Origin of the sequence: Mesorhizobium sp. M4B.F.Ca.ET.058.02.1.1, assembly GCF_003952505.1 — a bacterium.
Taxonomy (GTDB): domain Bacteria; phylum Pseudomonadota; class Alphaproteobacteria; order Rhizobiales; family Rhizobiaceae; genus Mesorhizobium.
Window position 1 is genome coordinate 934,115 of sequence record NZ_CP034450.1, and the last position, 21,523, is coordinate 955,637.

24 protein-coding genes and 1 pseudogene are annotated in these 21,523 nt (G+C 64.3%); 9 read left to right on the top strand and 16 right to left on the bottom strand.

The genetic code is table 11. The features are described 5' to 3' along the window. The first annotated feature begins 13 nt into the window (after window positions 1–13). The gene (locus EJ073_RS04690; RefSeq protein ID WP_126054674.1) at window positions 14–1,414 is read left to right on the top strand and encodes a D-alanyl-D-alanine carboxypeptidase; all 1,401 of its coding nucleotides are present in this window, start codon (window positions 14–16) and stop codon (window positions 1,412–1,414) included. 42 nt (window positions 1,415–1,456) lie between these two features. Here EJ073_RS04690 and EJ073_RS04695 read toward each other — a convergent pair whose 3' ends face one another. From EJ073_RS04695 to EJ073_RS04710, 4 genes are all read right to left on the bottom strand, one after another. Continuing rightward, a complete protein-coding gene (locus tag EJ073_RS04695) occupies window positions 1,457–2,155 on the bottom strand; it encodes a DnaJ domain-containing protein (protein ID WP_126054675.1) in 699 nt (232 codons plus the stop codon). After that, window positions 2,155–2,886, bottom strand: a complete 732-nt coding sequence (locus EJ073_RS04700; protein ID WP_126054676.1) for a VWA domain-containing protein — start codon at window positions 2,884–2,886, stop codon at window positions 2,155–2,157. Before EJ073_RS04700 ends, EJ073_RS04695 begins: the two co-directional genes overlap by 1 nt. 107 nt (window positions 2,887–2,993) lie before the next feature. Continuing rightward, on the bottom strand, window positions 2,994–3,431 hold the full coding sequence (locus EJ073_RS04705) for a DUF1489 family protein (RefSeq protein WP_126054677.1): 438 nt from the start codon (window positions 3,429–3,431) through the stop codon (window positions 2,994–2,996). 75 nt (window positions 3,432–3,506) lie between these two features. Next, a complete protein-coding gene (locus EJ073_RS04710; protein WP_126054678.1) occupies window positions 3,507–4,910 on the bottom strand; it encodes an L-serine ammonia-lyase in 1,404 nt (467 codons plus the stop codon). 183 nt (window positions 4,911–5,093) lie between these two features. Here EJ073_RS04710 and EJ073_RS04715 point away from each other — a divergent pair. Continuing rightward, a pseudogene (locus EJ073_RS04715) lies at window positions 5,094–5,790 on the top strand (cysteine hydrolase). A 42-nt stretch (window positions 5,791–5,832) separates the two neighbouring features. Then, a complete protein-coding gene (locus EJ073_RS04720; protein ID WP_126054679.1) occupies window positions 5,833–6,570 on the top strand; it encodes a DUF599 domain-containing protein in 738 nt (245 codons plus the stop codon). Here the strand turns inward: EJ073_RS04720 and EJ073_RS04725 are convergent. The 6 genes from EJ073_RS04725 to EJ073_RS04750 all read right to left on the bottom strand — a co-directional run bounded on the left by EJ073_RS04725 (window position 6,525) and on the right by EJ073_RS04750 (window position 11,028). Then, the gene (locus EJ073_RS04725) at window positions 6,525–7,316 is read right to left on the bottom strand and encodes a YdcF family protein (RefSeq protein WP_126054680.1); all 792 of its coding nucleotides are present in this window, start codon (window positions 7,314–7,316) and stop codon (window positions 6,525–6,527) included. The two genes, EJ073_RS04720 and EJ073_RS04725, sit on opposite strands and share 46 nt — an antisense overlap. A gap of 129 nt (window positions 7,317–7,445) precedes the next feature. Continuing rightward, window positions 7,446–9,011 (bottom strand): amidase family protein, encoded by a 1,566-nt coding sequence (locus EJ073_RS04730; protein ID WP_126054681.1) that lies wholly within the window; start codon window positions 9,009–9,011, stop codon window positions 7,446–7,448. Beyond that, window positions 9,011–9,469 (bottom strand): GNAT family N-acetyltransferase, encoded by a 459-nt coding sequence (locus tag EJ073_RS04735; protein ID WP_126054682.1) that lies wholly within the window; start codon window positions 9,467–9,469, stop codon window positions 9,011–9,013. The genes EJ073_RS04730 and EJ073_RS04735 overlap by 1 nt, the downstream gene beginning before the upstream one ends. A gap of 7 nt (window positions 9,470–9,476) precedes the next feature. Continuing rightward, entirely contained in the window at window positions 9,477–9,764 is a 288-nt protein-coding gene (gene gatC, locus EJ073_RS04740) for an Asp-tRNA(Asn)/Glu-tRNA(Gln) amidotransferase subunit GatC (protein WP_126054683.1), read from the bottom strand. A gap of 87 nt (window positions 9,765–9,851) precedes the next feature. Further along, window positions 9,852–10,268, bottom strand: coding sequence for a hypothetical protein (locus EJ073_RS04745; protein WP_126054684.1), 417 nt, complete (start codon window positions 10,266–10,268; stop codon window positions 9,852–9,854). A 52-nt stretch (window positions 10,269–10,320) separates the two neighbouring features. Beyond that, window positions 10,321–11,028 (bottom strand): metal-dependent hydrolase, encoded by a 708-nt coding sequence (locus EJ073_RS04750; RefSeq protein ID WP_126054685.1) that lies wholly within the window; start codon window positions 11,026–11,028, stop codon window positions 10,321–10,323. Between the two features lie 118 nt (window positions 11,029–11,146). Between EJ073_RS04750 and ruvX the strand changes: the two genes are divergently transcribed. After that, a complete protein-coding gene (ruvX, locus tag EJ073_RS04755) occupies window positions 11,147–11,638 on the top strand; it encodes a Holliday junction resolvase RuvX (RefSeq protein ID WP_126054686.1) in 492 nt (163 codons plus the stop codon). Here ruvX and EJ073_RS04760 read toward each other — a convergent pair. From EJ073_RS04760 to EJ073_RS04770, 3 genes are all read right to left on the bottom strand, one after another. Then, window positions 11,571–11,897 (bottom strand): DUF6105 family protein, encoded by a 327-nt coding sequence (locus EJ073_RS04760; RefSeq protein WP_126054687.1) that lies wholly within the window; start codon window positions 11,895–11,897, stop codon window positions 11,571–11,573. The two genes, ruvX and EJ073_RS04760, sit on opposite strands and share 68 nt — an antisense overlap. Beyond that, a complete protein-coding gene (locus tag EJ073_RS04765) occupies window positions 11,897–12,457 on the bottom strand; it encodes a hypothetical protein (protein ID WP_126059076.1) in 561 nt (186 codons plus the stop codon). The genes EJ073_RS04760 and EJ073_RS04765 overlap by 1 nt, the downstream gene beginning before the upstream one ends. Before the next feature lie 151 nt (window positions 12,458–12,608). Further along, window positions 12,609–14,237 carry a DNA alkylation response protein gene (locus EJ073_RS04770; protein WP_126054688.1) on the bottom strand — a complete coding sequence of 543 codons (1,629 nt, stop codon included), beginning with the start codon at window positions 14,235–14,237 and terminating at the stop codon, window positions 12,609–12,611. Between the two features lie 158 nt (window positions 14,238–14,395). On the opposite strand from EJ073_RS04770, the gene EJ073_RS04775 reads away from it, so the two are divergent. Genes EJ073_RS04775 through EJ073_RS04795 form a run of 5 tightly spaced genes read left to right on the top strand, consistent with a single transcriptional unit; the run spans window position 14,396 to window position 19,349 of the window. Continuing rightward, window positions 14,396–15,361, top strand: a complete 966-nt coding sequence (locus EJ073_RS04775; RefSeq protein ID WP_126054689.1) for an aspartate carbamoyltransferase catalytic subunit — start codon at window positions 14,396–14,398, stop codon at window positions 15,359–15,361. Beyond that, window positions 15,358–16,644, top strand: coding sequence for a dihydroorotase (locus EJ073_RS04780; RefSeq protein WP_126054690.1), 1,287 nt, complete (start codon window positions 15,358–15,360; stop codon window positions 16,642–16,644). The genes EJ073_RS04775 and EJ073_RS04780 overlap by 4 nt, the downstream gene beginning before the upstream one ends. Window positions 16,645–16,700: 56 nt before the next feature. After that, on the top strand, window positions 16,701–17,288 hold the full coding sequence (gene plsY, locus EJ073_RS04785) for a glycerol-3-phosphate 1-O-acyltransferase PlsY (RefSeq protein ID WP_126059077.1): 588 nt from the start codon (window positions 16,701–16,703) through the stop codon (window positions 17,286–17,288). After that, entirely contained in the window at window positions 17,285–18,412 is a 1,128-nt protein-coding gene (gene dprA / locus EJ073_RS04790) for a DNA-processing protein DprA (RefSeq protein WP_126054691.1), read from the top strand. Before plsY ends, dprA begins: the two co-directional genes overlap by 4 nt. 58 nt (window positions 18,413–18,470) lie before the next feature. Continuing rightward, window positions 18,471–19,349: a hypothetical protein gene (locus tag EJ073_RS04795; RefSeq protein ID WP_126054692.1), complete on the top strand. Its 879-nt coding sequence runs from the start codon at window positions 18,471–18,473 to the stop codon at window positions 19,347–19,349. On the opposite strand, the gene EJ073_RS04800 is transcribed toward EJ073_RS04795, so the two are convergent. The 3 genes from EJ073_RS04800 to EJ073_RS04810 all read right to left on the bottom strand — a co-directional run bounded on the left by EJ073_RS04800 (window position 19,346) and on the right by EJ073_RS04810 (window position 21,446). After that, a complete protein-coding gene (locus tag EJ073_RS04800; protein ID WP_126054693.1) occupies window positions 19,346–20,488 on the bottom strand; it encodes a hypothetical protein in 1,143 nt (380 codons plus the stop codon). The two genes, EJ073_RS04795 and EJ073_RS04800, sit on opposite strands and share 4 nt — an antisense overlap. A 98-nt stretch (window positions 20,489–20,586) precedes the next feature. Beyond that, window positions 20,587–20,763 carry a hypothetical protein gene (locus EJ073_RS04805; RefSeq protein WP_126054694.1) on the bottom strand — a complete coding sequence of 59 codons (177 nt, stop codon included), beginning with the start codon at window positions 20,761–20,763 and terminating at the stop codon, window positions 20,587–20,589. Between the two features lie 143 nt (window positions 20,764–20,906). After that, complete coding sequence (locus EJ073_RS04810; RefSeq protein ID WP_126054695.1) at window positions 20,907–21,446, bottom strand: J domain-containing protein; 540 nt, start codon at window positions 21,444–21,446, stop codon at window positions 20,907–20,909. Between the last annotated feature and the right edge of the window lie 77 nt (window positions 21,447–21,523).

The following is a 21,523-nucleotide window of genomic DNA, read 5'->3' on the forward strand; positions in this document are numbered from 1 at the left end:
CAGGGAAATAGCAGTGCGTCAGGCGTTGTTGGGCTTCGTCTCCAAAACCTCCTCCTTTCTCAAGGCGATCACGATCGTCGCCCTGGCGATGACCGTCGTCGTCGCGGATGCCGCCTCATCGATGGCGGCGAAATCGGCGGCCATCGTCATCGACGCCAAGACGGGCAAGGTGCTCTATTCTTCCGACGCTAATGGTCGGCGCTATCCCGCTTCGCTGACCAAGATGATGACCCTCTATCTGACGTTCGAGGCGCTGGCGAAGGGTCGGATCTCGAAGAACACGGCGGTGCCGTTCTCTGCCCACGCCGCGGCCGAGCCGCCGACGAAACTTGGCGTCAAGCCCGGCGGATCGGTGTCCGTCGACACAGCCATCCTGTCGATGGTGACCAAGTCGGCCAATGATTCCGCGACGGCGCTGGGTGAGCTGCTCGGCGGCAACGAAGCCAATTTCGCCCGCATGATGACCGCCAAGGCGCGTGCGCTCGGCATGAACGGCACGGTCTTCCGCAACGCCAATGGCTTGCCCGATCCCGGCCAGTTCACCACCGCCCACGACATGGCGATGCTCGGCATCGCGCTGAGGGAGCACTTCCCGCAATATTACGGCTACTTTTCTCAACGCTCCTTCCTTTACGGCCGTCGGCGCATCAATGGTCACAATCGCTTGCTCGGCCGCATCAAGGGCGTTGACGGAATCAAGACCGGCTACACCCGCGCTTCCGGCTACAATCTGGTCTCGTCGGTCAATGACGGCGATCGCAAGCTCGTCGCTGTCGTCATGGGCGGCGCCTCGGGCCGCGCCCGCGACAACCAGATGGCGGGCCTGATCAACGCTTATATGCCGAAGGCGTCGACGCGTGGCGGTAGCGCCCTTATCGCCAAGGCCGGTGGCGGCAATCCGATCAGTGCGCTGGCCAAGGTGCTCCTGCCGAAGCATGACGCGCCGACCCCGGACGAAAAGCCGGCGGTTGAGGAAGAGGCGGTCGTCGCCTCCGCGGACGACAGCGCGCCCGTCGTCGAGGAGACCACGCCGGTCGTCCAGATCAAGAAGGTCAAGACCGTGGCAGTCGCCGCCGTGGTTCCGTCGCCAGCGCCGCAAGCCGTCGCGGCCTACGCCGAGCCGGAACCGGCTGCAGCGGTCGATCCGGTCAAGACCGCTTCGGTCCCCTCCGGCTGGGCCGTGCAGGTGGCGTCCTCGCCAAAGCAATCCGAAGCCCAGGCCTTCCTCGACAAGACGAGCAAGCAGGCGCCGAAGGTGCTGGCCGACGCCGCCGGCTTCACCGTCGCCTTTGAAAAGGACGGCGTCACCTACTACCGCGCCCGCTTCGGCGGCTTCTCGTCGAAGGATGCCGCGTGGGATGCGTGCAACGCTTTGAAGAAGAAGAAGATCAGCTGTTACGCCGTCCAGCAGTAGGTCGGCTTGCAATCTCCCGGGAAATTTTTGCGTCGAAGGAGACTAGTTGTGGTTGGAGAGCAAGACGTCCTTGGCTTCATTGATTCGCGCCGCAAGGAACGACGTGCCGCCGATATCGGGGTGCAGGCGCTGCATCAGGCGGCGGTGCGCCTTGCGGACATCCGCCGCGGCGGCCCCCGCTTCAAGACCAAGGATCTTGTAGGCCTCCTCCTTAGTCATGGCGCCCGCACCTGGCGCAACACCCAGCCCTTCGCCACCGTCCGGCTCAGCGTTTTTGCGCCAGATGGGAAATCGGCCGTCAAGATACGTCTCTAGCAACTGGCGGCTCTCCTGATCGCCGGAGAGCTCACGGTAGAGCTGCTGCAACTCGGCGAGGCTCATCGCGCCAAGCATCTTGCCTTCATGGCGGCCGGCCAGAACGAGCCCTTCCAGTCCGCCGGTCTTGTGATCAAGCTCCATTTCCAGCGCAGCAGTGCGCACGGTGGAGCGCCTGCCCGGCGGTGGTCTTGATCCGCTGCGGTTCATACGCACCGAGCCAAACCAGGCGATCGCGCCGGCCAGCATCATGCCGCCGATGCCGCTGCGGCCCACGACGAGCAAGGCTGCGCCGGCCAGCGCCAAAAGAACCGGTCCCAATGTCTTCATGCCATCGGCCATTTTCCCCGGATCGGCGCGTACGAAGATCGTGGCGGCGCCGAGGAGCAACAGAAGCAATGCGACCAATGCGATCAGTATGCCCATCAATTTCCGCCGCCCCGCAAATGCTCGATCATCAGCCGATCTTCCGGCCTGCCCCTGGCTTCCAGTGCCGTCAGCCCGCCGGTGGCGAATACGGCTACCGCTGAAAACAATCCCGCAAGGGTCGCGGCAGCATGCCGATCAAATCGGAACCAAGCTCCTTTAGACAGCCGCGCAATTTCCTTGAACGCTTTTTCCGCTCCGGAATCATGGCCTTCCTGGAAAATGAAGACTGGCACGCCATGCAGACCGAGGCTGCCGGCCTTGCTGGCGAGATCGTCGATGCTCTCTTCCATGGCATCGCCGATATAGACAAGCGCATTGACCTTGGTTGCCGCCGTCTCCTTCAACGCGTGGACGAGCACCTTGCCGATCTGAGTATGGCCGGCGCGGCAGTCGATCCGCGTCATCAGCTGCTTCAAAGCATTGGTGTCTTTGACGAAACCGGACGAACGGCACTCGCCGAGACCGCGGAAATAGACCAGTTGGACGCTAAGCGTCCCGAGCTTGCCAACGGCATCGAACATCTCGCCCTGCAGCGCGTTGGCCAGATCCCAGGTCGGCTGCCGGCTCATCGTCGCGTCGAGGGACAGAATCACCCTGCCCGTGCCGCTGGCAGAAGCGCCAAAGGTTCTCGCCTGCCGGACAAAGGCGTCGATCTCCCCGGCGCTTGATTGAGGCTTGACCGGGGCAGGATCGGCCTTTTGGGGCACGGGCTGCTTGTTGTCGCTCATGAGATTCAAGATGTGGCGCGGCGCCAATGCTTGCAAGTCCCATGTCCGGCGATAGGGAGGGCCAAAGCATCGGCGGATCACAAGCAGCGCGGCAGGTATCGTCCGGTCTAAAGCAGGCCCAGTTCGGCCAGCTCCTGCCTGAGCTTCGGAGGCATCTCCACCAGGCCTGCCCTGCCCTTGCCGAGATCGGCCGGCGCGTCGGAGGGTTTGAGATAGCGCCAGCCCTGGAAGGCGCGGCGCGGCTGCCATTCGGTGCGCACGACTTGCGGGTCGAGCATCAGGTGACAGCGGCCGATGCCCTCGTCGTCGGTGAACGGCCGGATCTCGGTGATCAACTGGCGACATTGCACGTTGCCCTTGATCACCCAATAGAGCGAGCCGCCGTCGGTGACTTCGTCGCCACGCGTCGGCACCATGCGGGTGGTGTGCCAGTGCTCGGCCGGCTCGCCGGCGCGCCGCCGCTCGTCGAGGCGAAAGTCGATCCACTCTTCGAGATCCTCGACGCTGTCGCAGCCGACGCAGAGTTTTAGGAGATTGAGAGCCATCGCTTAAGGTTTAGTCCGGCACGCGAAACCGTCAACGGCCCTGCCCGACTTCTCCACAGTGCCAGCATCAGCCGTTCAGCACTCGACGACGTTGACGGCGAGGCCGCCGAGGCTGGTTTCCTTGTACTTCTCGTTCATGTCGAGGCCGGTCTGGCGCATGGTCTCGATCGCCGCGTCGAGTGGCACGAAGTGGGTGCCGTCGCCCTTGATGGCGAGCGAGGCGGCGGTCACAGCCTTGACGGCGCCGAGCGCATTGCGCTCGATGCAGGGCACCTGCACCAGCCCGGCGACGGGATCGCAGGTCATGCCGAGATGATGCTCCAGCGCGATCTCGGCCGCATTCTCGACCTGCTCCGGCGTGCCGCCCATGACGGCGCACAGCCCAGCCGCAGCCATGGCCGAGGCGGAGCCGACCTCACCCTGGCAGCCAACTTCGGCGCCGGAGATCGAGGCGTTCGACTTAATGATGCCGCCAACGGCGGCCGCCGTCAGCAGGAAGTCGCGTATGCTTGGCTGGTCGGCTTCGGGATGGAAATGCAGCCAGTAGCGCAGCACCGCCGGCAGCGTGCCGGCCGCCCCGTTGGTCGGCGCGGTGACGACGCGCCCGCCAGCGGCGTTCTCCTCATTGACCGCCATGGCGTAGATCGACAGCCAGTCATTGGCGAGCAAGGGGTTCGGCCGGTTCTGCTGCCACTGTTCCAGCAGCTTGTCGTGCAACTGCCGGGCACGGCGGCGCACCTTCAACCCGCCCGGCATGATGCCGTCCTGCGAAAGGCCGCGGTCGATGCAGCCCTTCATGGCGCTCCAGATGGCGTCGAGACCCGCGTCGAGCTCCTCGCGCGACATCTGCGTCTCCTCGTTGACGCGCTTCATCTCGGCGATGGAAAGCCCGCTCTTGGCCGCCATCTTCAGCATCTCGACGGCATTCTTGAAGGGATAAGGCACCTTCTTGCCTTCCGTCGTCACTGAGCCCTTGGCCTTCATCCGCTGCAGCTCTTCCTCGGAAACGACGAAGCCGCCGCCGATCGAATAATAGATGCGCTTGAGCAGCAGTCGGTCGCCGGCGTCGTAGGCATAGAACGCCATGCCGTTGGCGTGGCCGGTGAGCGGCGTCTTGCGGTCGAGCACGAGATCGGTCGCGGGATCGAAGCGGTAAGTCGGGTGACCCGGCGGCGCGATGCGCTTCTCGGCAGCGATCCTGGCAACGATGCCGTCAGCGAGGTCGGGATCGACCGTCTGCGGCGTCTCGCCGGCAAGGCCGAGGATGACGGCGCGGTCGGAGCCATGGCCGATGCCGGTGTAGGCGAGCGAGCCGTGCAGGCTGGCGCCGATGCGGTCGACCTTGACGCCGGCCGGCCGCGGCCAGTCGTTTCCGGCTACCTCGTCCAGAAAACGCCGGGCGGCGGTCATCGGCCCCATCGTGTGCGAACTCGATGGACCGATGCCGATCTTGAACAGGTCGAAAACCGAAAGGAACACGCGCCGTTGTCTCCTGAATCCGTCTCGGCATACATATAGGAATTGCTGAGATGTTTCCGCTGTTTTACGGATCGCGGCGCCGCGCCCTCCGACCTTGTTTGCTCCGGCAGCGACATTGATTGTCGGGTTGCGCTGGCGGGGCTATTCTCGACAACGCCAGGTATCGTTGCGAGGGAGGAAGCAATGCTTGCATTGGAGGCCAGGCCGGAACCGGTGTGCATCGTGCCAGCGCAGACGGCCGTCATCGTGGTGGACATGCAAAACGCCTTCGCCTCGGCGGGCGGCATGTTCGATCTGGCGGGCTTCGACATATCGGGTGCTGCACCGGCCATCGAGGCCAACAAAAGGCTGCTTGCGGCCGCGCGCAAAGCTGGCCTCACCGTGGTCTATCTCCAGATGTCGTACAGACCGGATCTCGGCGACGCCGGCGACATTTCCTCGCCGAATTACCACAAGGAACTGGGAATGGTGCTGATGCGCCAGCGCCCCGAACTGCGCGGCAAGCTGTTGATCGACGACAGCTGGGACTGGCAGATCGTCGATGCGCTGAAGCCGGAGCCGGGCGACCAGATCATCCGCAAATCCCGCTACAGCGGCTTTTGCAACACCGGTCTGGAAGCGTATCTGCGGGCTCGCAATATCCGCCATCTGCTGTTCAGCGGGGTCGCCACCAATGTCTGCGTCGATGCGACCGCGCGCGACGGCCTACATGCTGGAATTCTGGCCTGTCCTGGTCGAGGACGCGATGAACCATTCGGGCCCCGACTTCAACCGCCAGGCAACGCTGTGGAATTTCGAAAACGCGTTCGGATGGGTCACCAGGACCGACATGGTGGTCGAGGCCCTGCGCGCGAAAGCCGCCCGACCCCTGCCGGCCTAGCCGACCGTCGAAGCGGCCGGCTCGCCTGTGGTACAAGGGGACATGGGCGATTCCTTCCATCTTTCGACGGCCGACCTCGCGGCGCTGGCCTTCTTCCTCATCGTCTGGGTGCTGCATACGCTGGCCTCCGACGGCAGACTGGTCAGCCGCGTCTCGTTGACGACGGCTATGAACGCCCAGCGCGCGACCTGGATGCGAACCATGGCCGAGCGCGAGATCCGTATCGTCGACACCGCCATCATGACCGGTCTGCAGCAAGGCACCGCCTTCTTCGCATCCTCCTCGCTGATCGCGCTTGGCGGCTGTTTCGCGCTGCTCGGCGCCTCCGACCAGGTGCTTACGGTGCTGAGCGACCTGCCGCTGAGCGCGACCTCCTCGCGCGAGGCCTTCCAGATGAAGGTTTTCGGCCTGGTGCTGATCCTGGCCTTCGCCTTCTTCAAGTTCGGCTGGGCCTACCGACTGTTCAATTACTGCTCGATCCTGATCGGCGCCGTGCCGATCCCGTACGGCGAGGCTTCGCGCAATCCGGTCAGCGAGACGGCGGTCTGGCGCGCGGCGCGCATGAACATGCTGGCCGGCAAGCATTTCAATTCCGGCCTGCGCGCGGTCTTCTTCTCGATCGGCTATCTCGGCTGGTTCATCGACCCGGTGATTTTCGTGCTGTCGACGCTGCTGCTGCTGGCGGTGCTGGTCCGGCGCCAGTTCTTCTCTGCGGCCAGGGAGGCCGTCCTCGGTCAGCCGCCCGGGAAGGGCCCGTCGATGCGGCCGGACAGCCAGTAAGCGGCAAGCCCGATCCATTCGCGGATCGCCATGGTCGTCACCTGCAGCGAATCGGCCGGGTTGTCACGGAACAGGCCGATGCCTTCCTTGCCCGAGGTGCGGTAATCCACCGGCCATGGGATGGTCGGGAAGCCAGCCTTGTCGAACAGCGCCTTGGCGCGCGGCATGTGGAAGGCCGAGGTCACTAGCAGCCAGGTCTCGCCCGGCTTCGGCGCCACCATCTGCCTGGTGAAGACGGCGTTCTCATAGGTGTTGCGCGACTTGTTCTCGAGGATCAGCCGATCTGCGCTGACGCCGAGCGCGCCAAGCAGGCGCGGTGCGGTGTCGGCATCGCCCTCGCCGTCCAGGAACAGTTCTCCGGTACCGCCGGATACCACCACCTTGGCCTGCGGGAACCGCCTGGCGAGGATCGCGGTCTCGACCATGCGGTCGCCGCCACTGTTCAACTCATAGCCGCCGCGTGCGAGGTTGATGGCGCCCTCGAAGCCGCCGCCGAGCACGACGATGCCGTCGACTTTCTGCGGCAGCGACGGTTTGGCAAAGCGCTCCTCCAGCGGGTTGAGCATCATCGCGCCGAGCGAGGTCCAGGCGGAAAGCGACAGGATCAGGAAGGCGAGCACGCTGCCGGTGGCGGCCAGCCGCCGACGGCCGAACGCGGCCGCGAGCAGGCCCGCCAGCAGCAGGAAGATCGCCAGGTTGAGCGGCTGGATGAAGAACCAGAAAATCTTGGAAAGATAGAAGAACATCCCTCACCCCATTACAGCGCCGCGCGCCCCTGGACGCGCAAGGGACGCTGTAACACTTTGATCTTGCGCATGATCCTTTCCGAAAATCGATTCCGATTCTCGGAGCCACGAGCTAGATGAGGGACGACCCTACCACCACTTTTCCGGCTGAAATGTGCCGGCCGCCTGCTCGATGACATGCGCCGTCTGGAACAGCGTCTCCTCGTCGAAGGGACGGCCGATGAGCTGCAGGCCGAGCGGCAGGCCCTTGGCGTCGAGACCGGCGGGGACGCTGATGCCCGGCAGGCCGGCCATGTTGACGGTCACCGTGAAGATGTCGTTGAGGTACATCTTGACCGGATCGGAAGCCATGTCCTCGTCGGCGATGCCGAACGCGGCCGACGGCGTCGCCGGCGTCAGGATGACGTCGACGCCGGCGGCAAACACGTTCTCGAAGTCGCGCTTGATCAGAGTGCGCACCTTTTGCGCCTGCAGGTAGTAGGCGTCGTAATAACCGGCCGACAGCACATAGGTGCCGATCATGATGCGGCGCTTGACCTCGCGGCCGAAGCCGGCGGCGCGGGTCTTCTCATACATGTCGACGATGTCCTTGCCCGGCACGCGCAGGCCGTAGCGGACGCCGTCATAGCGCGCGAGGTTCGACGAGGCTTCGGCCGGCGCCACGATGTAATAGGCCGGCAGCGCGTATTTGGTGTGCGGCAGCGAGATGTCGACGATCTCGGCGCCGGCTTCCTTCAGCCAGGCAATGCCCTTCTGCCACAGAGCTTCGATGTCCTGCGGCATGCCGTCGACGCGGTATTCCTTGGGAATGCCGACCTTCATGCCCTTGATCGGCTTGCCGATCGCGGCTTCGTAGTCCGGCACCGGACTATCGACAGATGTCGTGTCCCTCGGGTCGACGGAGGCCATCGACTTCAACAGGATCGCGGCGTCGCGCACGTCGCGCGCGATCGGGCCGGCCTGGTCCAGCGACGAGGCGAAGGCGACAATGCCCCAGCGCGAGCAGCGGCCATAGGTCGGCTTGATGCCGACCGTGCCGGTGAAAGCCGCCGGCTGACGGATCGAGCCTCCGGTGTCGGTGGCGGTGGCGCCGGCGCAGAGGAAAGCGGAAACGGCCGAGGCCGATCCGCCGGACGAGCCGCCCGGCACGAGCTGGGCATTGTCCAGCGTGCGCTGGGTTTTCGCGCCGCCGGCCGAGACGAAGCCGCCGTCGCCCTGGTGCGTGGTCGGCATCACCACCGTGTCGAGGCGCGAGCGCCGCCACGGGTTGATGACCGGGCCGTAGTAGGAGGTCTCGTTGGAAGAGCCCATGGCGAACTCGTCCATGTTGAGCTTGCCCAGCATGACGGCGCCGTCGGCCCACAGATTGGCGGTGACGGTTGATTCGTAGCGAGGCTCGAAACCGTCCAGCACGTGGCTGCAGGCCTGGGTGTGGACGCCCTTGGTGCCGAACAGGTCCTTGATGCCGAGCGGAATGCCTTCCAGCGCGCCGCCCTCGCCCTTGGCGAGCTTGGCATCGGAGGCCTTGGCCATGTCGCGGGCCTTGTCGCCGGTGACCGTGACATAGGCATTGAGCACCGGATTGGCGCGCTCGATCGCCCGCAGATAGGCCTCGGTGATCTCGGCGGCGGTGATCTCCTTGCCGCGCAGCCTGGCGCGGGCTTCGGAAATCGTCAGATGTGTCAGTTCGCTCATCAGGCAAGGCTCTTTTCGTAAAACACCGACCATTCGGAGTCGGGATAGTCCAGCACCGGGCCGCACCGCGAGAATCCGGCGCGTTCATAGACAGTCCAGGCGGCGGGGTGGCGGTCGCCGGTTTCCAGCACCAGGCGCGTCATCCCCTCGCTGCGTGCCAGCGCCTCGACCCGCTCGACAATGCTCGCGCCGATCTTCTGGCCACGATGCGAGGGCCTGGTGTACATGCGCTTGACCTCGCCGATGCCGCTGTCGTGGCGCTTCAGCGCGCCGCAGCCAACGGCGAGACCATTGTCGCGCGCGATGAAGACCGTCGTGTCCTTGCCGGCCATCTCCTCCACGGTCATGTGGTAGCAGTGCTCCGGCGGCGTCAGTTCGAGCAGCGTCACGTTGAGTTCCTCGACAAGGATGCGCACATCGTCCTGCAAGGCGGTCTCGACGGCGATCTCGATTGCCATCGGGCCTTTACTCCACCACCTTCGGGACGAGGAAGAAGTTCTCTTCGGTGGCCGGCGCGTTGGCGACGATGTCGGCGGGCTTATTGCCGTCGGTCACGATATCCAGGCGCTTCTTCATCTCCATCGGCGTCACCGAGGTCATCGGCTCGACGCCGGAAACGTCGACTTCGTTCAATTGCTCGACGAAGCCGAGGATGGCGTTCAGTTCGCCGGTCATGCGCTGGGCGTCCTCCTCGCTCACCGCAATGCGGGCAAGGTGCGCGACGCGCTTCACTGTCTGAAGATCAACGGACATTTTTGTTGCCTCGGGAAAACCAGCGCTATAGCGGCGACGCGCGCGCCGCGCAACCTGCATCGCCGCGCGGATGGCTGAGATTTGGGCTTAAGGCAGCGCCACGCCTTCGCAGTGGAAGTAGCTGCCGCCATTCCCGGCCTGCTCGCTCTCGTCATCGACCGGCCGAACCGAGACAAGGTCGATCTGCTTCGGGCTCATTTGGGTGACCGACAGGACGTCGGGAAAGACCAAACCCGGCTCCTGGCAGATGGCGGTGACCGCCCAGCTCGGCGAGCGCGATGCCTTGGTGACCTGAAGGAACTCGCAATTGAATTCGATGCCCTCGAGTCCGCGGGCCGACAGGACGATGTTGCCTGCCTCGATCAAGTCCTGCAGCTTGCCCTTCTTGGCCTGCGCGCACAGTTCCTCCGATTGCAGGTAGACGCCGTCGATGAAGCCCTCGGCCGCCGGCGCGGGGGACGCGGCAACCAGCATCGAAACACAAAGTGTCTGCCTCAAAGCCATGATTTCATTCCATTTCCCCAATGAATAGTCCCGGCTCGGCGCGTCTCCGCGCCTATAACGTGATGGTTTGGCCAATCGCCGGCAAGGCCACATCGACGCCGGAGCCCTCCATGCCGGCGACGAACTTGTCGGCGGTCTGGTCGATGATCGGGAAGGTGCCGAAATGGCAGGGAACGACCGTGTCGAAGTTGAAGAAGCGCTGGCAGGCGAGCGCCGCCACCGCGCCGCCCATGGTGAAGCGGTCGCCGATCGGCACAAGGCCGATCTTCGGCTCATGCAGTTCGTTGATCAGCGCCATGTCTGAGAAGATGTCGGTGTCGCCCATATGGTAGAGCGTCTTGTCCTGCGGGAAATGCAGCACGAGGCCGCCGGGATTGCCGAGATAGGTGTTGGCGCCGCCCTCGCCGCCGAAGGACGAGGAGTGCAACGCTTGGACGAAGGTGGTGGTGAAGGCGCCGCAATCGACGGTGCCGCCGATATTGCCGGGATTGATCTTGCTGCCGCTGGCGCCCTGGCCGACCAGATACATGCAGATCTCGTAATTGGCGACCAGGACGGCGCCGCTCTTCTTCAGAATCTCCAGCGCGCCGCTGACGTGATCGTTGTGGCCATGGGTCAAGAGCACGTGCGTCACCCCTTCCGCCGGCCCTTCCCAGCCGCCCGTCCAGGACGGATTGCCGATCAGATAGGGGTCGATCAGGATATTGGCCCCTGCCGTCTCGACGCGGAACGCCGAATGTCCGTACCAGGTCAGTTTCATCAATGCCTTCCTCGATTTTTGCTGCGCCAGAGGATAGAACGCCTCCGGCAGAATTAAAGTGCCATCACATGCGGTGCGTCAAAAAGGGTGCGCCGCGCTTGAGGTCAGAGGAAAGCAGTTGGGCATCATATCGATCGAGGACTTGCCGGCACGTCTCCAAGGCGGCAGGACCTTGGCCGGGCTCGACCTCGGCGACAAGACGATCGGTGTGGCGGTCTCCGACCGGGGCCTCGCTTTCGCTCATCCGCGGCCTGTCATCATGCGCAGGAAATTCTCGCTCGACGCGGCCCTGCTGCTCGCCCAGATGCAGAAGGACAATGTCGGCGCGATCGCGCTCGGCCTGCCCGTCAACATGGACGGGTCGGAAGGCCCGCGCGCCCAGAAATCGCGCGCTTTCGTGCGCAACATGGCGTCCCTGTCCGACCTGCCCTTCGTGCTCTGGGACGAAAGGTTGTCGACGGTGGCGGCCGAGCGGACGCTGATTGAGATGGATTTTTCGCGCAGGAAGCGCGCCGACAAGATCGATTCGGCGGCGGCGGCCTTTATTCTGCAGGGAGTGCTGGATCGGCTCCAGTCACTTGAGGAACCGAACCCGACCAGCGATTCCTGACCCAGGCGGTGATGTTGCGGCGGCGGCGGAACGCCCACAGCGCCATCAGCAGGAAGCTGTCGAAGACGCAGGCTTTCGCCACCATGCCGGGAATCAGAGCGGGATCGATGCCCAGCATCTCGCCGTAAAGCTGGAACACCAGGTCATGCAGCGGGCGGCTCAGCATCACGTAGCCGAAATTCATGTCGTTGAGCGACAAGAAGAACCAGCCCCAGAACAGGAGCAGCGGAGCGGCCCAGAGCGCGAACAGGGTACGCATCAGCGGCCATCCCTCGAATTCGCTTCCGGACGACCGGAAATGCGTGACAGCAGCGAACTGTGCGCGGCGCCCCGTGCCATGACATGGGCGGTCGCGCGGAATTCATTGTCGGCCGCGAATGCCTCAACCCGCGCCGAGCGCTGCTCGGCCAGCACCGCGACATAGGAAGCAAGCAGCGCCGTCAGTTGGACGGCGACGACCATGAACAGCCCGTCGATGCCTTGCGCCGCGCCGCCGACCAGAACCAGCGACAGCACGCCGGAGGCGGAAATGAAGGCGATGCGCGCGACACCATCCGTGGCATCGGGATTTGCCGCTATGTTGAGCAGCGTTTCGACGAAGGCCCAGCAGAACAGCACCGCCACAACCAGCAGCGCGATCGACAGCGGCGCCACGACGGCGGCGTTTTCCAGGCCGGTGATGCGGCCGTTTTCCACCTCAAGGCCAAGCACGCCAAGGGCTGCCGCGACACCTCGATTGCCGTCGATGCAGATAAAGGCCAGCAGGGCGAAAACGATCGCCCAGTGCAAGGCCAGAAAAGAGGTCAATACATGCCGCATGGCGTTCCTGCTTTGCAGGGCAAGGAACGACATGGTTAACCAATCCTTGCTCCGACGGGAACAGTGGGCCTTGCGGGCCGCCGCCGCAATGGAAACCATTCATTAAGGTTAACGCCTATCCAGGCCGGGATAAGGGACCGCACAGGTCCGCTCAGTTCACCGGCGGATAAAGCGTGTCGACGATCATGCGGGCGTCGTGGCGCGAATCGAGCATGCCATAGGTGTTGCGCCACTGGCCGGCGAGACGCGTCTCGACGAAGGCGTCTGCGATACGCCCTGCCCCCAACCGGCGAAGCTCGGCCGCCGCCGCCGACAGCGCCAGTTGCTCGGTGAGCAGGCGCGCCGAGCCCTCGTCGGTCGCCGCCACCTGCATGGCAGCCTTGAGCACGCCAATGGTGCCGCGGCCGCCTGCGCCGAGGTCGCGGTCGATGCCGGCCAGCACCTCCTCGAACAGGCCTGGCGCGCGGCCCAGCACGCGCAGCACGTCAAGCGCCATGACATTGCCGGAGCCTTCCCAGATCGCATTTACCGGAGCCTCGCGGTAGTAGCGGGCGAGCGGCGCCTCTTCGACATAGCCATTGCCGCCGAGGCATTCCATGGCTTCGTAGAGCAGCGGCGGCGCGATCTTGCAGACCCAGTATTTGACGACCGGCGTCATGGCGCGGGCGAAAGCCGCCTCGCCGCGATCGCTGGCCGCCTCGTCGAAAGAGCGCGCCAGACGAAACGACAGCGCGGTGGCGGCGGCAACGTCGAGCGCCATATCGGCAAGCACACGCTGCATCAGCGGCTGGTCAACCAGATTGGCGCCGAACACCTGTCGATGGCGGGCGTGGTGGACGGCTTCGGCCAGCCCTGCGCGCATGATCGCCGATGAGGCGACGGCGCAGTCGAGCCTGGTCAGCGTCACCATGTCCATGATCGTCTTGATGCCAGCGCCAGGCTCGCCAACCATCTCGCCGATGGCGTTGACGAACTCCACTTCCGAGGAGGCATTGGAGCGATTGCCAAGCTTGTCCTTCAGCCGCTGGAAGCGGAAACCGTTGCCGGAGCCGTCGCCAAGGATGCGCGGAACGAGGAAGCACGAAAGCCCTTCCGGCACCTGCCCGAGCACCAGGAAGGCGTCGGACATCGGCGCCGACATGAACCATTTGTGGCCGGTCAGGCGATAGAATCCGCTGCCCGCCCGCTCGGCCCTTGTCACGTTGGCGCGCACATCGGTGCCGCCCTGCTTCTCGGTCATGCCCATGCCGAGGGTGAGCCCGGTCTTTTCGACCGGTGGCTTCTGGCTCTGGTCGTATTTGCGGGTCGTTACGCGCGGCGCCCATTCGCGGAACAGTTTTGGGCTTGCCATCAGCGCCGCCAGCGAGGCGCTGGTCATGGTGATCGGGCAGAGGTGCCCGGTCTCCAACTCGGCGGTGATGTAGAAGCGCGCCGCCCTCACCTGATGACGGCGGCCGATCTCGGCGTCGCCGTTTTCCCAGACCGAGGAATGCAGTCCGTTGGCGACCGAGCGGCGCATCAGGGCGTGGTAGGCGGGATGGTACTCGACCAGATCGATGCGCCGGCCCTGGCGATCATGGGTTTTGAGCTTCGGCGTCTCGACATTGGCGAGGCGGGCCAGTTCCTGCGCTTCCTGCGTCAGCACGAAACGGCCGAGCCCGTCGAGGTCCTTGCGCACCGGTTCAGAAAAGCGCTCGGCAAGCTGGATCAGCAACGGATCGCCCCGCCAGGCGTTGCCGCCCGTCAGCGGCGGCGGCTGGTTCGTCACGTCGTCGGTCACGCCCTGTCCTTATCTTGCGAAAGCTACGAATCCGAAGGCTTCGGCGGGTTATAGCCCAAGCGTTGCCGCGCGCACGACGAAAATACCGGGGAGAAAGCCTGCAATCCAAAGCTGGTGCTTGCGGCTGGGGACACCGCACCCTATAGCAGCGCCTTGAGATGACCGACGCTTCGTCCTTGCCGCTCTACCCTCATCGCCATCTTCTGGGCATCCGCGATCTTTCCCCCGCCGATATCGAGCTGCTGCTCGACCGGGCGGACCGGGCCGTCGCGATCTCGCGGCAGCCGGAGAAGAAAACCTCGACGCTGCGCGGCCGCACCCAGATCAACCTGTTCTACGAGGCCTCGACCCGCACGCAGTCGTCGTTCGAACTGGCCGGCAAGCGGCTCGGCGCCGACGTCATGAACATGTCGGTGGCGAGTTCCTCAGTTAAGAAGGGCGAGACGCTGATCGACACGGCGATGACGCTCAACGCCATGCGGCCGGACATCTTGATCATCCGTCACCAGTCGGCGGGTGCGGCAGCACTCCTGGCGCAGAAGGTCGGCTGCTCCGTCGTCAATGCCGGCGACGGCGCGCATGAGCATCCTACGCAGGCGCTGCTTGACGCCCTGACCATCCGCCGCGCCAAGGGGCCGCTATCGAAGCTGATCGTGGCGATCTGCGGCGACATCCTGCATTCGCGCGTCGCCCGCTCCAACATCATGCTGCTCAATGCGCTCGGTGCCCAGGTGCGCGTCGTCGCGCCCTCGACGCTGCTGCCCTCGGGCATCGACAGGATGGGCGTCATCGTCGCCCGCTCGATGGCCGAAGGCCTCAAGGACGCCGATGTCGTGATGATGCTGCGCCTGCAGCGCGAGCGCATGGAAGGCGCTTTCGTGCCGTCGATTCGTGAGTATTTCCGCTATTTCGGCCTCGATGCCGAGAAGCTCAAGGCGGCCAAGGACGATGCGCTGGTCATGCATCCCGGCCCGATGAATCGCGGCGTCGAGATTGCGTCCGAAATCGCCGACGGGCCGCAGAGCGTCATCCAGGAACAGGTGGAGATGGGCGTCGCCGTGCGCATGGCGGTAATGGAAGCGTTGCTCGATCCGCGCCGCAACCATGAGGGGCGCGGCGCATGACGACAACGGTCTTCAGCAAGGCGCATATCGTCGATCCCTCGCGCGGCATCGACGAGGTCGGCACGGTCATCGTCGAGGGCAGGAAGATTGTCGCCGCCGGCAAGGCGGCGCTGAACCAGGGTGTGCCGGAAGGCGCGACTGTCATCGACTGCGCGGGAAAGACCCTCATTCCAGGTTTGATCGATAGCCGCGTCTTCATCGGCGAGCCCGGCGGCGAGCATCGCGAGACTATTGCCTCGGCGAGTGTGGCGGCAGCGGCGGGCGGCGTCACCTCGATCGTCATGATGCCCGACACCGATCCGGTGATCGACAATGTCGCGCTGGTCGAATTCGTGCTGCGCACAGCCAAGGATACGGCAAGCGTCAACATCTTTCCGGCGGCGGCGATCACCAAGGGGCTCGACGGCCGCGAGATGACCGAGTTCGGCCTGCTGCGCGAGGCCGGCGCCGTCGCCTTCACCGACGGGCGCCACACAATCGCCAGCGCCCTGGTGATGCGCCGGGCGCTGACCTACGCCCGCGACTTCGGCGGCGTCGTCGCGCATGAGACGCAGGACGCCGACCTTGCCTCGGCGGGCGTGATGAATGAGGGCCTCTACGCAAGCTGGCTCGGCCTTGCCGGCATTCCGCGCGAGGCGGAATCGATCCCGCTGGAACGTGACCTCGCTTTGGCGCGGCTGACGCGCGGAACTTATCACGCGGCCAAGATCTCGACGGCGATGGCGGCCAACGCCGTGAGCCGGGCGAAAGCTGACGGTGCCAATGTCACGGCCGGCGTGTCGATCCACAATTTGTCCCTCAACGAGAACGACGTCGGCGAATACCGCACGTTCTTCCGGCTGACGCCGCCGCTGCGTGCCGAGGACGACCGGCTGGCCATGATTGAGGCGATCAAGGACGGCACCGTCGACATTGTCGTGTCCTCGCACGATCCGCAGGATGTCGACACCAAGCGCCTGCCCTTCGCCGACGCGGCGGCCGGCGCGATCGGGCTGGAAACGCTGCTGGGCGCGGCGCTGCGGCTCTATCACAATGGCGACGTCTCGCTGCTCAGGCTTGTCGAGGTGCTGTCGGCCGCTCCGGCGAAACTGTTCGGCCTGCCCGGCGGCACGCTGAAGCCGGGTGCCGCGGCCGACCTCGCGCTCGTCGATCTGCACGAGCCCTGGATCGTCAGCGAGAGCGGCCTTCGCTCGCGCTCGAAGAACACCTGCTTCGAGGGCGCGCGGCTGCAAGGCAAGGTCTTGCAAACGATGGTGTCGGGCCGCACAGTGTTTTCAATCTAGGCCGATGGCGGCGTAGTCCGCCATTTCGTGCGGTGAAGGAAATGCGGGGTGAAACAATGGGTTATGGCGGTATCCTGGCGCTACTGTTCGGCTATCTGCTTGGCTCGATTCCCTTCGGCCTGCTGATCACTGGCGCCGCCGGCCTTGGCGACGTGCGCAAGATCGGTTCCGGCAATATCGGCGCCACCAACGTGCTGCGCACCGGCAACAAGGGGCTCGCCGCCGCCACGCTGCTGCTCGACGCCCTGAAAGGCACGGCGGCGGTGCTGATCGCCGGCCGCTTCGCGCCGGAGTTCGCGCTTTGGGCCGGCTTCGGTGCCTTCCTTGGCCATCTCTTTCCGGCCTGGCTCGGCTTCAAGGGCGGCAAAGGCGTCGCAACCTATCTCGGCGTGCTGATCGGCCTTGCCTGGCAGGTAGCGCTGATCTTTGCCGCCGTCTGGCTCGCCGTCGCCTTCCTGTTCCGCTACTCCTCGCTCGCAGCGCTCACGGCAGCGGTGGCGGTGCCGATCGCGCTCTACTTCCTCAGCACACCCGCTATTGCCGGCCTGTTCGTGGCGATGAGCCTGATCGTCATCGTCAAGCACCGCGCCAACATCTCGCGGCTTATCGCCGGCACCGAGGGCAAGATCGGGGCCAAGGGATGAGCAAGCCCGCCGCCGGCCCGCGCCTCAGCGACCGGCAGCGGCTGAGCTGGCTTCGCCTGATCCGCACGCCGAATGTCGGTCCTGCCTCGTTCCGCGAACTGATCAACCGCTTTGGCTCCGCCGAGGCCGCGCTCGAAATGCTGCCCGAGTTGATGATCTCCGGCGGCGCCAGCCGCATCCTCCGCATTCCCACTGTGGCCGAGGCCGAGGCGGAGCTGGACGCGGCAAGGCGGGCCGGCGGCCGTTTCGTCGGCATCGGCGAGGCCGACTATCCGCTTCTGCTGAAGGCCATGGATAATCCGCCGCCCCTGCTTGCGGTGAAGGGCGAGGGCGCGGTTTTCCGTCTGCCGGCGGTCGCCGTCGTCGGCGCCCGCAACGCCTCGCTCGCCGGCGTCAAGATGGCGCGGATGCTGGCGGCGGACCTTGGCCGCGACGGCTACGCGATCGTCTCCGGCCTGGCGCGCGGCATCGATACGGCAGCGCACCAAGGCAGCCTCTCTACCGGCACTATTGGCGTGCTGGCCGGCGGGCTCGACATGCCCTACCCGCCCGAGAATGCCGCGCTCTGCATCGAGATCGCCGAGCGTGGCGGCGCCGTCGTCTCGGAAATGCCGTTCGGCTGGCAGCCGCGCGCGCAGGATTTTCCGCGCCGCAACCGGCTCGTCGCCGGCATGGCGCTGGGGCTGGTGGTGGTCGAAGCGGCGCAACGTTCGGGCTCGCTGATCAGCGCCAGGCTGGCTGGCGAGATGGGCCGCCTGGTTTTCGCCGTACCTGGTTCGCCGCTCGATCCGCGCGCGGCCGGCTCGAACGGCCTGCTGAAGGACGGCGCGACGCTGGTGACCGAAGCCGCAGATGTTTCCAGCGCCATCGCGCCGCTGGCAGGGGCGCGTGTTTCAAGAATAGCACCGCTGGCCGAGCCGCCGGATCTCTCGGCAATGCCGCCGCCACGCGAGGATGATCGCGCGGGCGTGCTCGAGGCGCTCGGCCCGACGCCGGTGGCGGTCGATGAGGTGATCCGTCACACTGGTCTCAGCGCCGCCCAGGTCTCGATGGTGCTGTTGGAGCTCGATCTCGCGGGACGGCTGGAGCGCCACGCCGGCGGCAATGTCTCTCTGGTTTCCTGATGGTTCCACCCGGCGCCGTGGCACTGACGATCGAGTGCTTCCGTTTGGAAATCACCGCATGCGCTATCTGAACGCGCACAGGCTCGTAACCAATCTGCCCGTCGTGGAGAACTATTTCGCCAGGCGCGCGGCGCCTCGGTCGGGCATGCGGATTTTCTTCCAGGACGAACACAATCTGGTGCTTCCTGGCGGGCGTGACGTTCCACCCTCAAGCGCTCCGGGCGTCGTGCCATCCATCTTCGGAGGCGACGAGACGTATCTCGTCCGGATCGCAAACGAAAAGCAGTACCGCACGGCGGACGTCGTGCTCGAATACAATGTGCCGAACATCGTCAACATCAAATCCAGCGGCCGGTTTCCGAGGCGCTTCAGCGAGCGGATCGTCTACTGCCCTCCGATCCCCTTCGACTATTCAAATGCAGGCGGCCGGTCGATCGACGTCCTGACCAACATCATCAACACCAGGGAGCCGAGGCGCGCCTCCCTGATCGAAAGACTGGAGGCTTTTGCGGGCTACAGGAATGTCCAGGGCGTCTACGACCTGCCCGGGCTGCGGTCGCTGTACCAAAGCGCTAAAATCATCGTCAACCCGCACCAGACCTGGCATCACCACTCGATCGAGGAGTTCAGGGTCCTGCCGGCGCTTTCGCAAGGCTGTCTCGTCGTCAGCGAGGACGTGCCGCTGCGAACACACATCCCCTATCATGAATATGTGATCTGGTGCCGGTACGAGGACATTCCCGACGTCGTCGCCGAGACGCTGCGGAACTACGGCCGCCTTTTCGAGAAGATCCACGGCCCCGCCGGCGGGCTTGCGGAATTGCTGGCGTCGATGCTGGCCGAGTTCGAACGGTCGATGGACAGGGTGATTGCCGCCGACGCGGCCAGGTCCGGTGCCTCGAGATTACTGTCGGCCATTCGGCGCCGTCTGGGCTAGCGGAATAGATATTTCGACACTTCCGGATTGCCGCGGCGCCACATCACATTGTCCAGGAAGTAGTGATGGACGTTGATGAAGATCAGCACGATGAAGAAGAACAGCGACGAGCCGAGAACTTGCCTGTCATAAGGGATCATAGCCGTCAGCACGAACGGGATCAGCCAGAAGCCGAGATAGCCGAGCGCGCCGCCACCGACGATAAATCCCAGGACACGAAGCCTGTAGAGGGGGCCGAGAAAGGACAGGATCTTCGGTTGCGGATCGCTCGCGGCATCCAGACCGTCGCGCTCGACATTGGTCTGATAGCGCCAGACCACCGCCAGGTACTGGAGCGAGTGGAGCGCGGGCACCACAAGCAGCCAGAGCGGGTTTATCCTTGCGATCAGGATCCAGAGGTAGAGTGATGCGACATAGGCCACGATGCCGTTGTACGGCAGGCCGCCGCCGTTCTTTCGCCAACGGTTGACCAGCATCATGACCGTAGCCGCGGTGGATGCTACGGCTACCAGCAGGGCAATGTCGGTGATCCACGACGGGGCCGCGAATGTGTAATATTCCAGCCCATAGTATTTGCCCGCGGTGACCGCCGTATTCGTCTGCAGCCAGGCCAGGATCCAGACGGCATAGCTGTTGACCAGCAGCACCTTCTTGTCCCGATCGTCGAAGAATTTGCGCTTGAGCACGGCATCCACCATCAGCATGCCGTAGCCCTGCTTGACGTAGTGCCAGCCGACGAAGAAGAACATGGCGTTGGTCGCATATCCCAGCAGCCGCGTGTTTGCCGTCGCCGCGCCATAGGCAAAGAAGGCGCTCATGATCAGGGGAACGGCGATGCCGGCGAAGATGTAGCGGATCTGCAGGCCCTTGTCGTATCCGTCGCCGCTCACCTTGCGTCCGAAATTGCGGTAGAAAATCTGATATGAGTGGGCGAAGTGGGGATAGTTTACCAGATACGCCACAAAGACCATCGTAGCGGCAACGAGGCCTTCGTACTCGAGCGGCACAAGAAACAGAACCGGCAAGATGAGAAACGCGCTACCGCCGAGCATGAGGAAGTCGGCGACTGGGCCGAATAGATATTTCTGGGGTTTCGCCGCCGCGGGGGCCAGGGTGTCGGCCGAAAGGTGAAGTGCCATGTATCGCCTCCCTTGCGAATGCCGACTCTAGCTGCCGCCCAGTCTGGCGACAAGGTTGGCACTGCCGGTCTACGCCCGCTTTGTGGATATCGAAGGCATCACGAAACGCGTTTCGGCGACTGCAACTCGCGCCCCATCCTGGCAGCCTGAAAGATCGTCATCAAAACCAGTATCGGCTCGCCATCGGTCGGATTGATCATCAGGGCGACGCGGCCAAGTTCGTCGCTCATGGCACAGTTCCAGTCCTTGACCGCGATCACCTTTTTCTCGGACAATTTATTGCCCCTCCCCTTGGACGCCTCTGCCCGGCCCACTCGATCGATCCAACGGAAAGCTTGGCCCCGGGCCGATCTAAATACAAGCAATCGCTAATATTGTTATAGCTAGCCGACTAACAGATGGGCTTCAGGAGGGCCGTTTAATCTATATGATCCAATAGTTTGGTCGTCGCGGCGTCACGACGGTGTTCGGAATTGGCTCGATCGATGCCTTCCACGGTGATGGCGAACATCCCGTTTTCGATCCTGGCTATCCAGCCCTTTGCCTTCAGATACCAGAGATGAAAATCCAGATGTTCTCGCGGACAGCCTGACAAGCGCTCGAGTTCGTCATCGCCAATGCCGGGATTGTTGACGTCCTGGCGCCGCTTTACATAGAGAAGCGTCAGCAGTTTGGCCTGGATGACGACATCCCGCTCAAGACCTTTGGTGTTGCTGGCCTCCTCGGTAAGCTCACGGCGAAGGCCCAGATTGTCCCTGTACTGGATGTCGTACTGCGCGCGCTTGACCGGATCCTTCAGCGTATTGTGGGCTTCCACGATCTCGCTGAAGCGTGAATCATCTCCGGTATCCCGATTGTCGGGATGATAGCGCATGGCAAAATAACGAAATATCCGTTCAATCGTTTCCGAGTTGGCGTTCGGGCTGATTTCCAGAAGTTCGTAGTAGTCAGTGAACATTGGTGGTGCTGCCTCGAATCTACACCACTCCCCCATAGGCAGCTTCGCGCAACTGGTACCCACATGCAAGCAGGCTT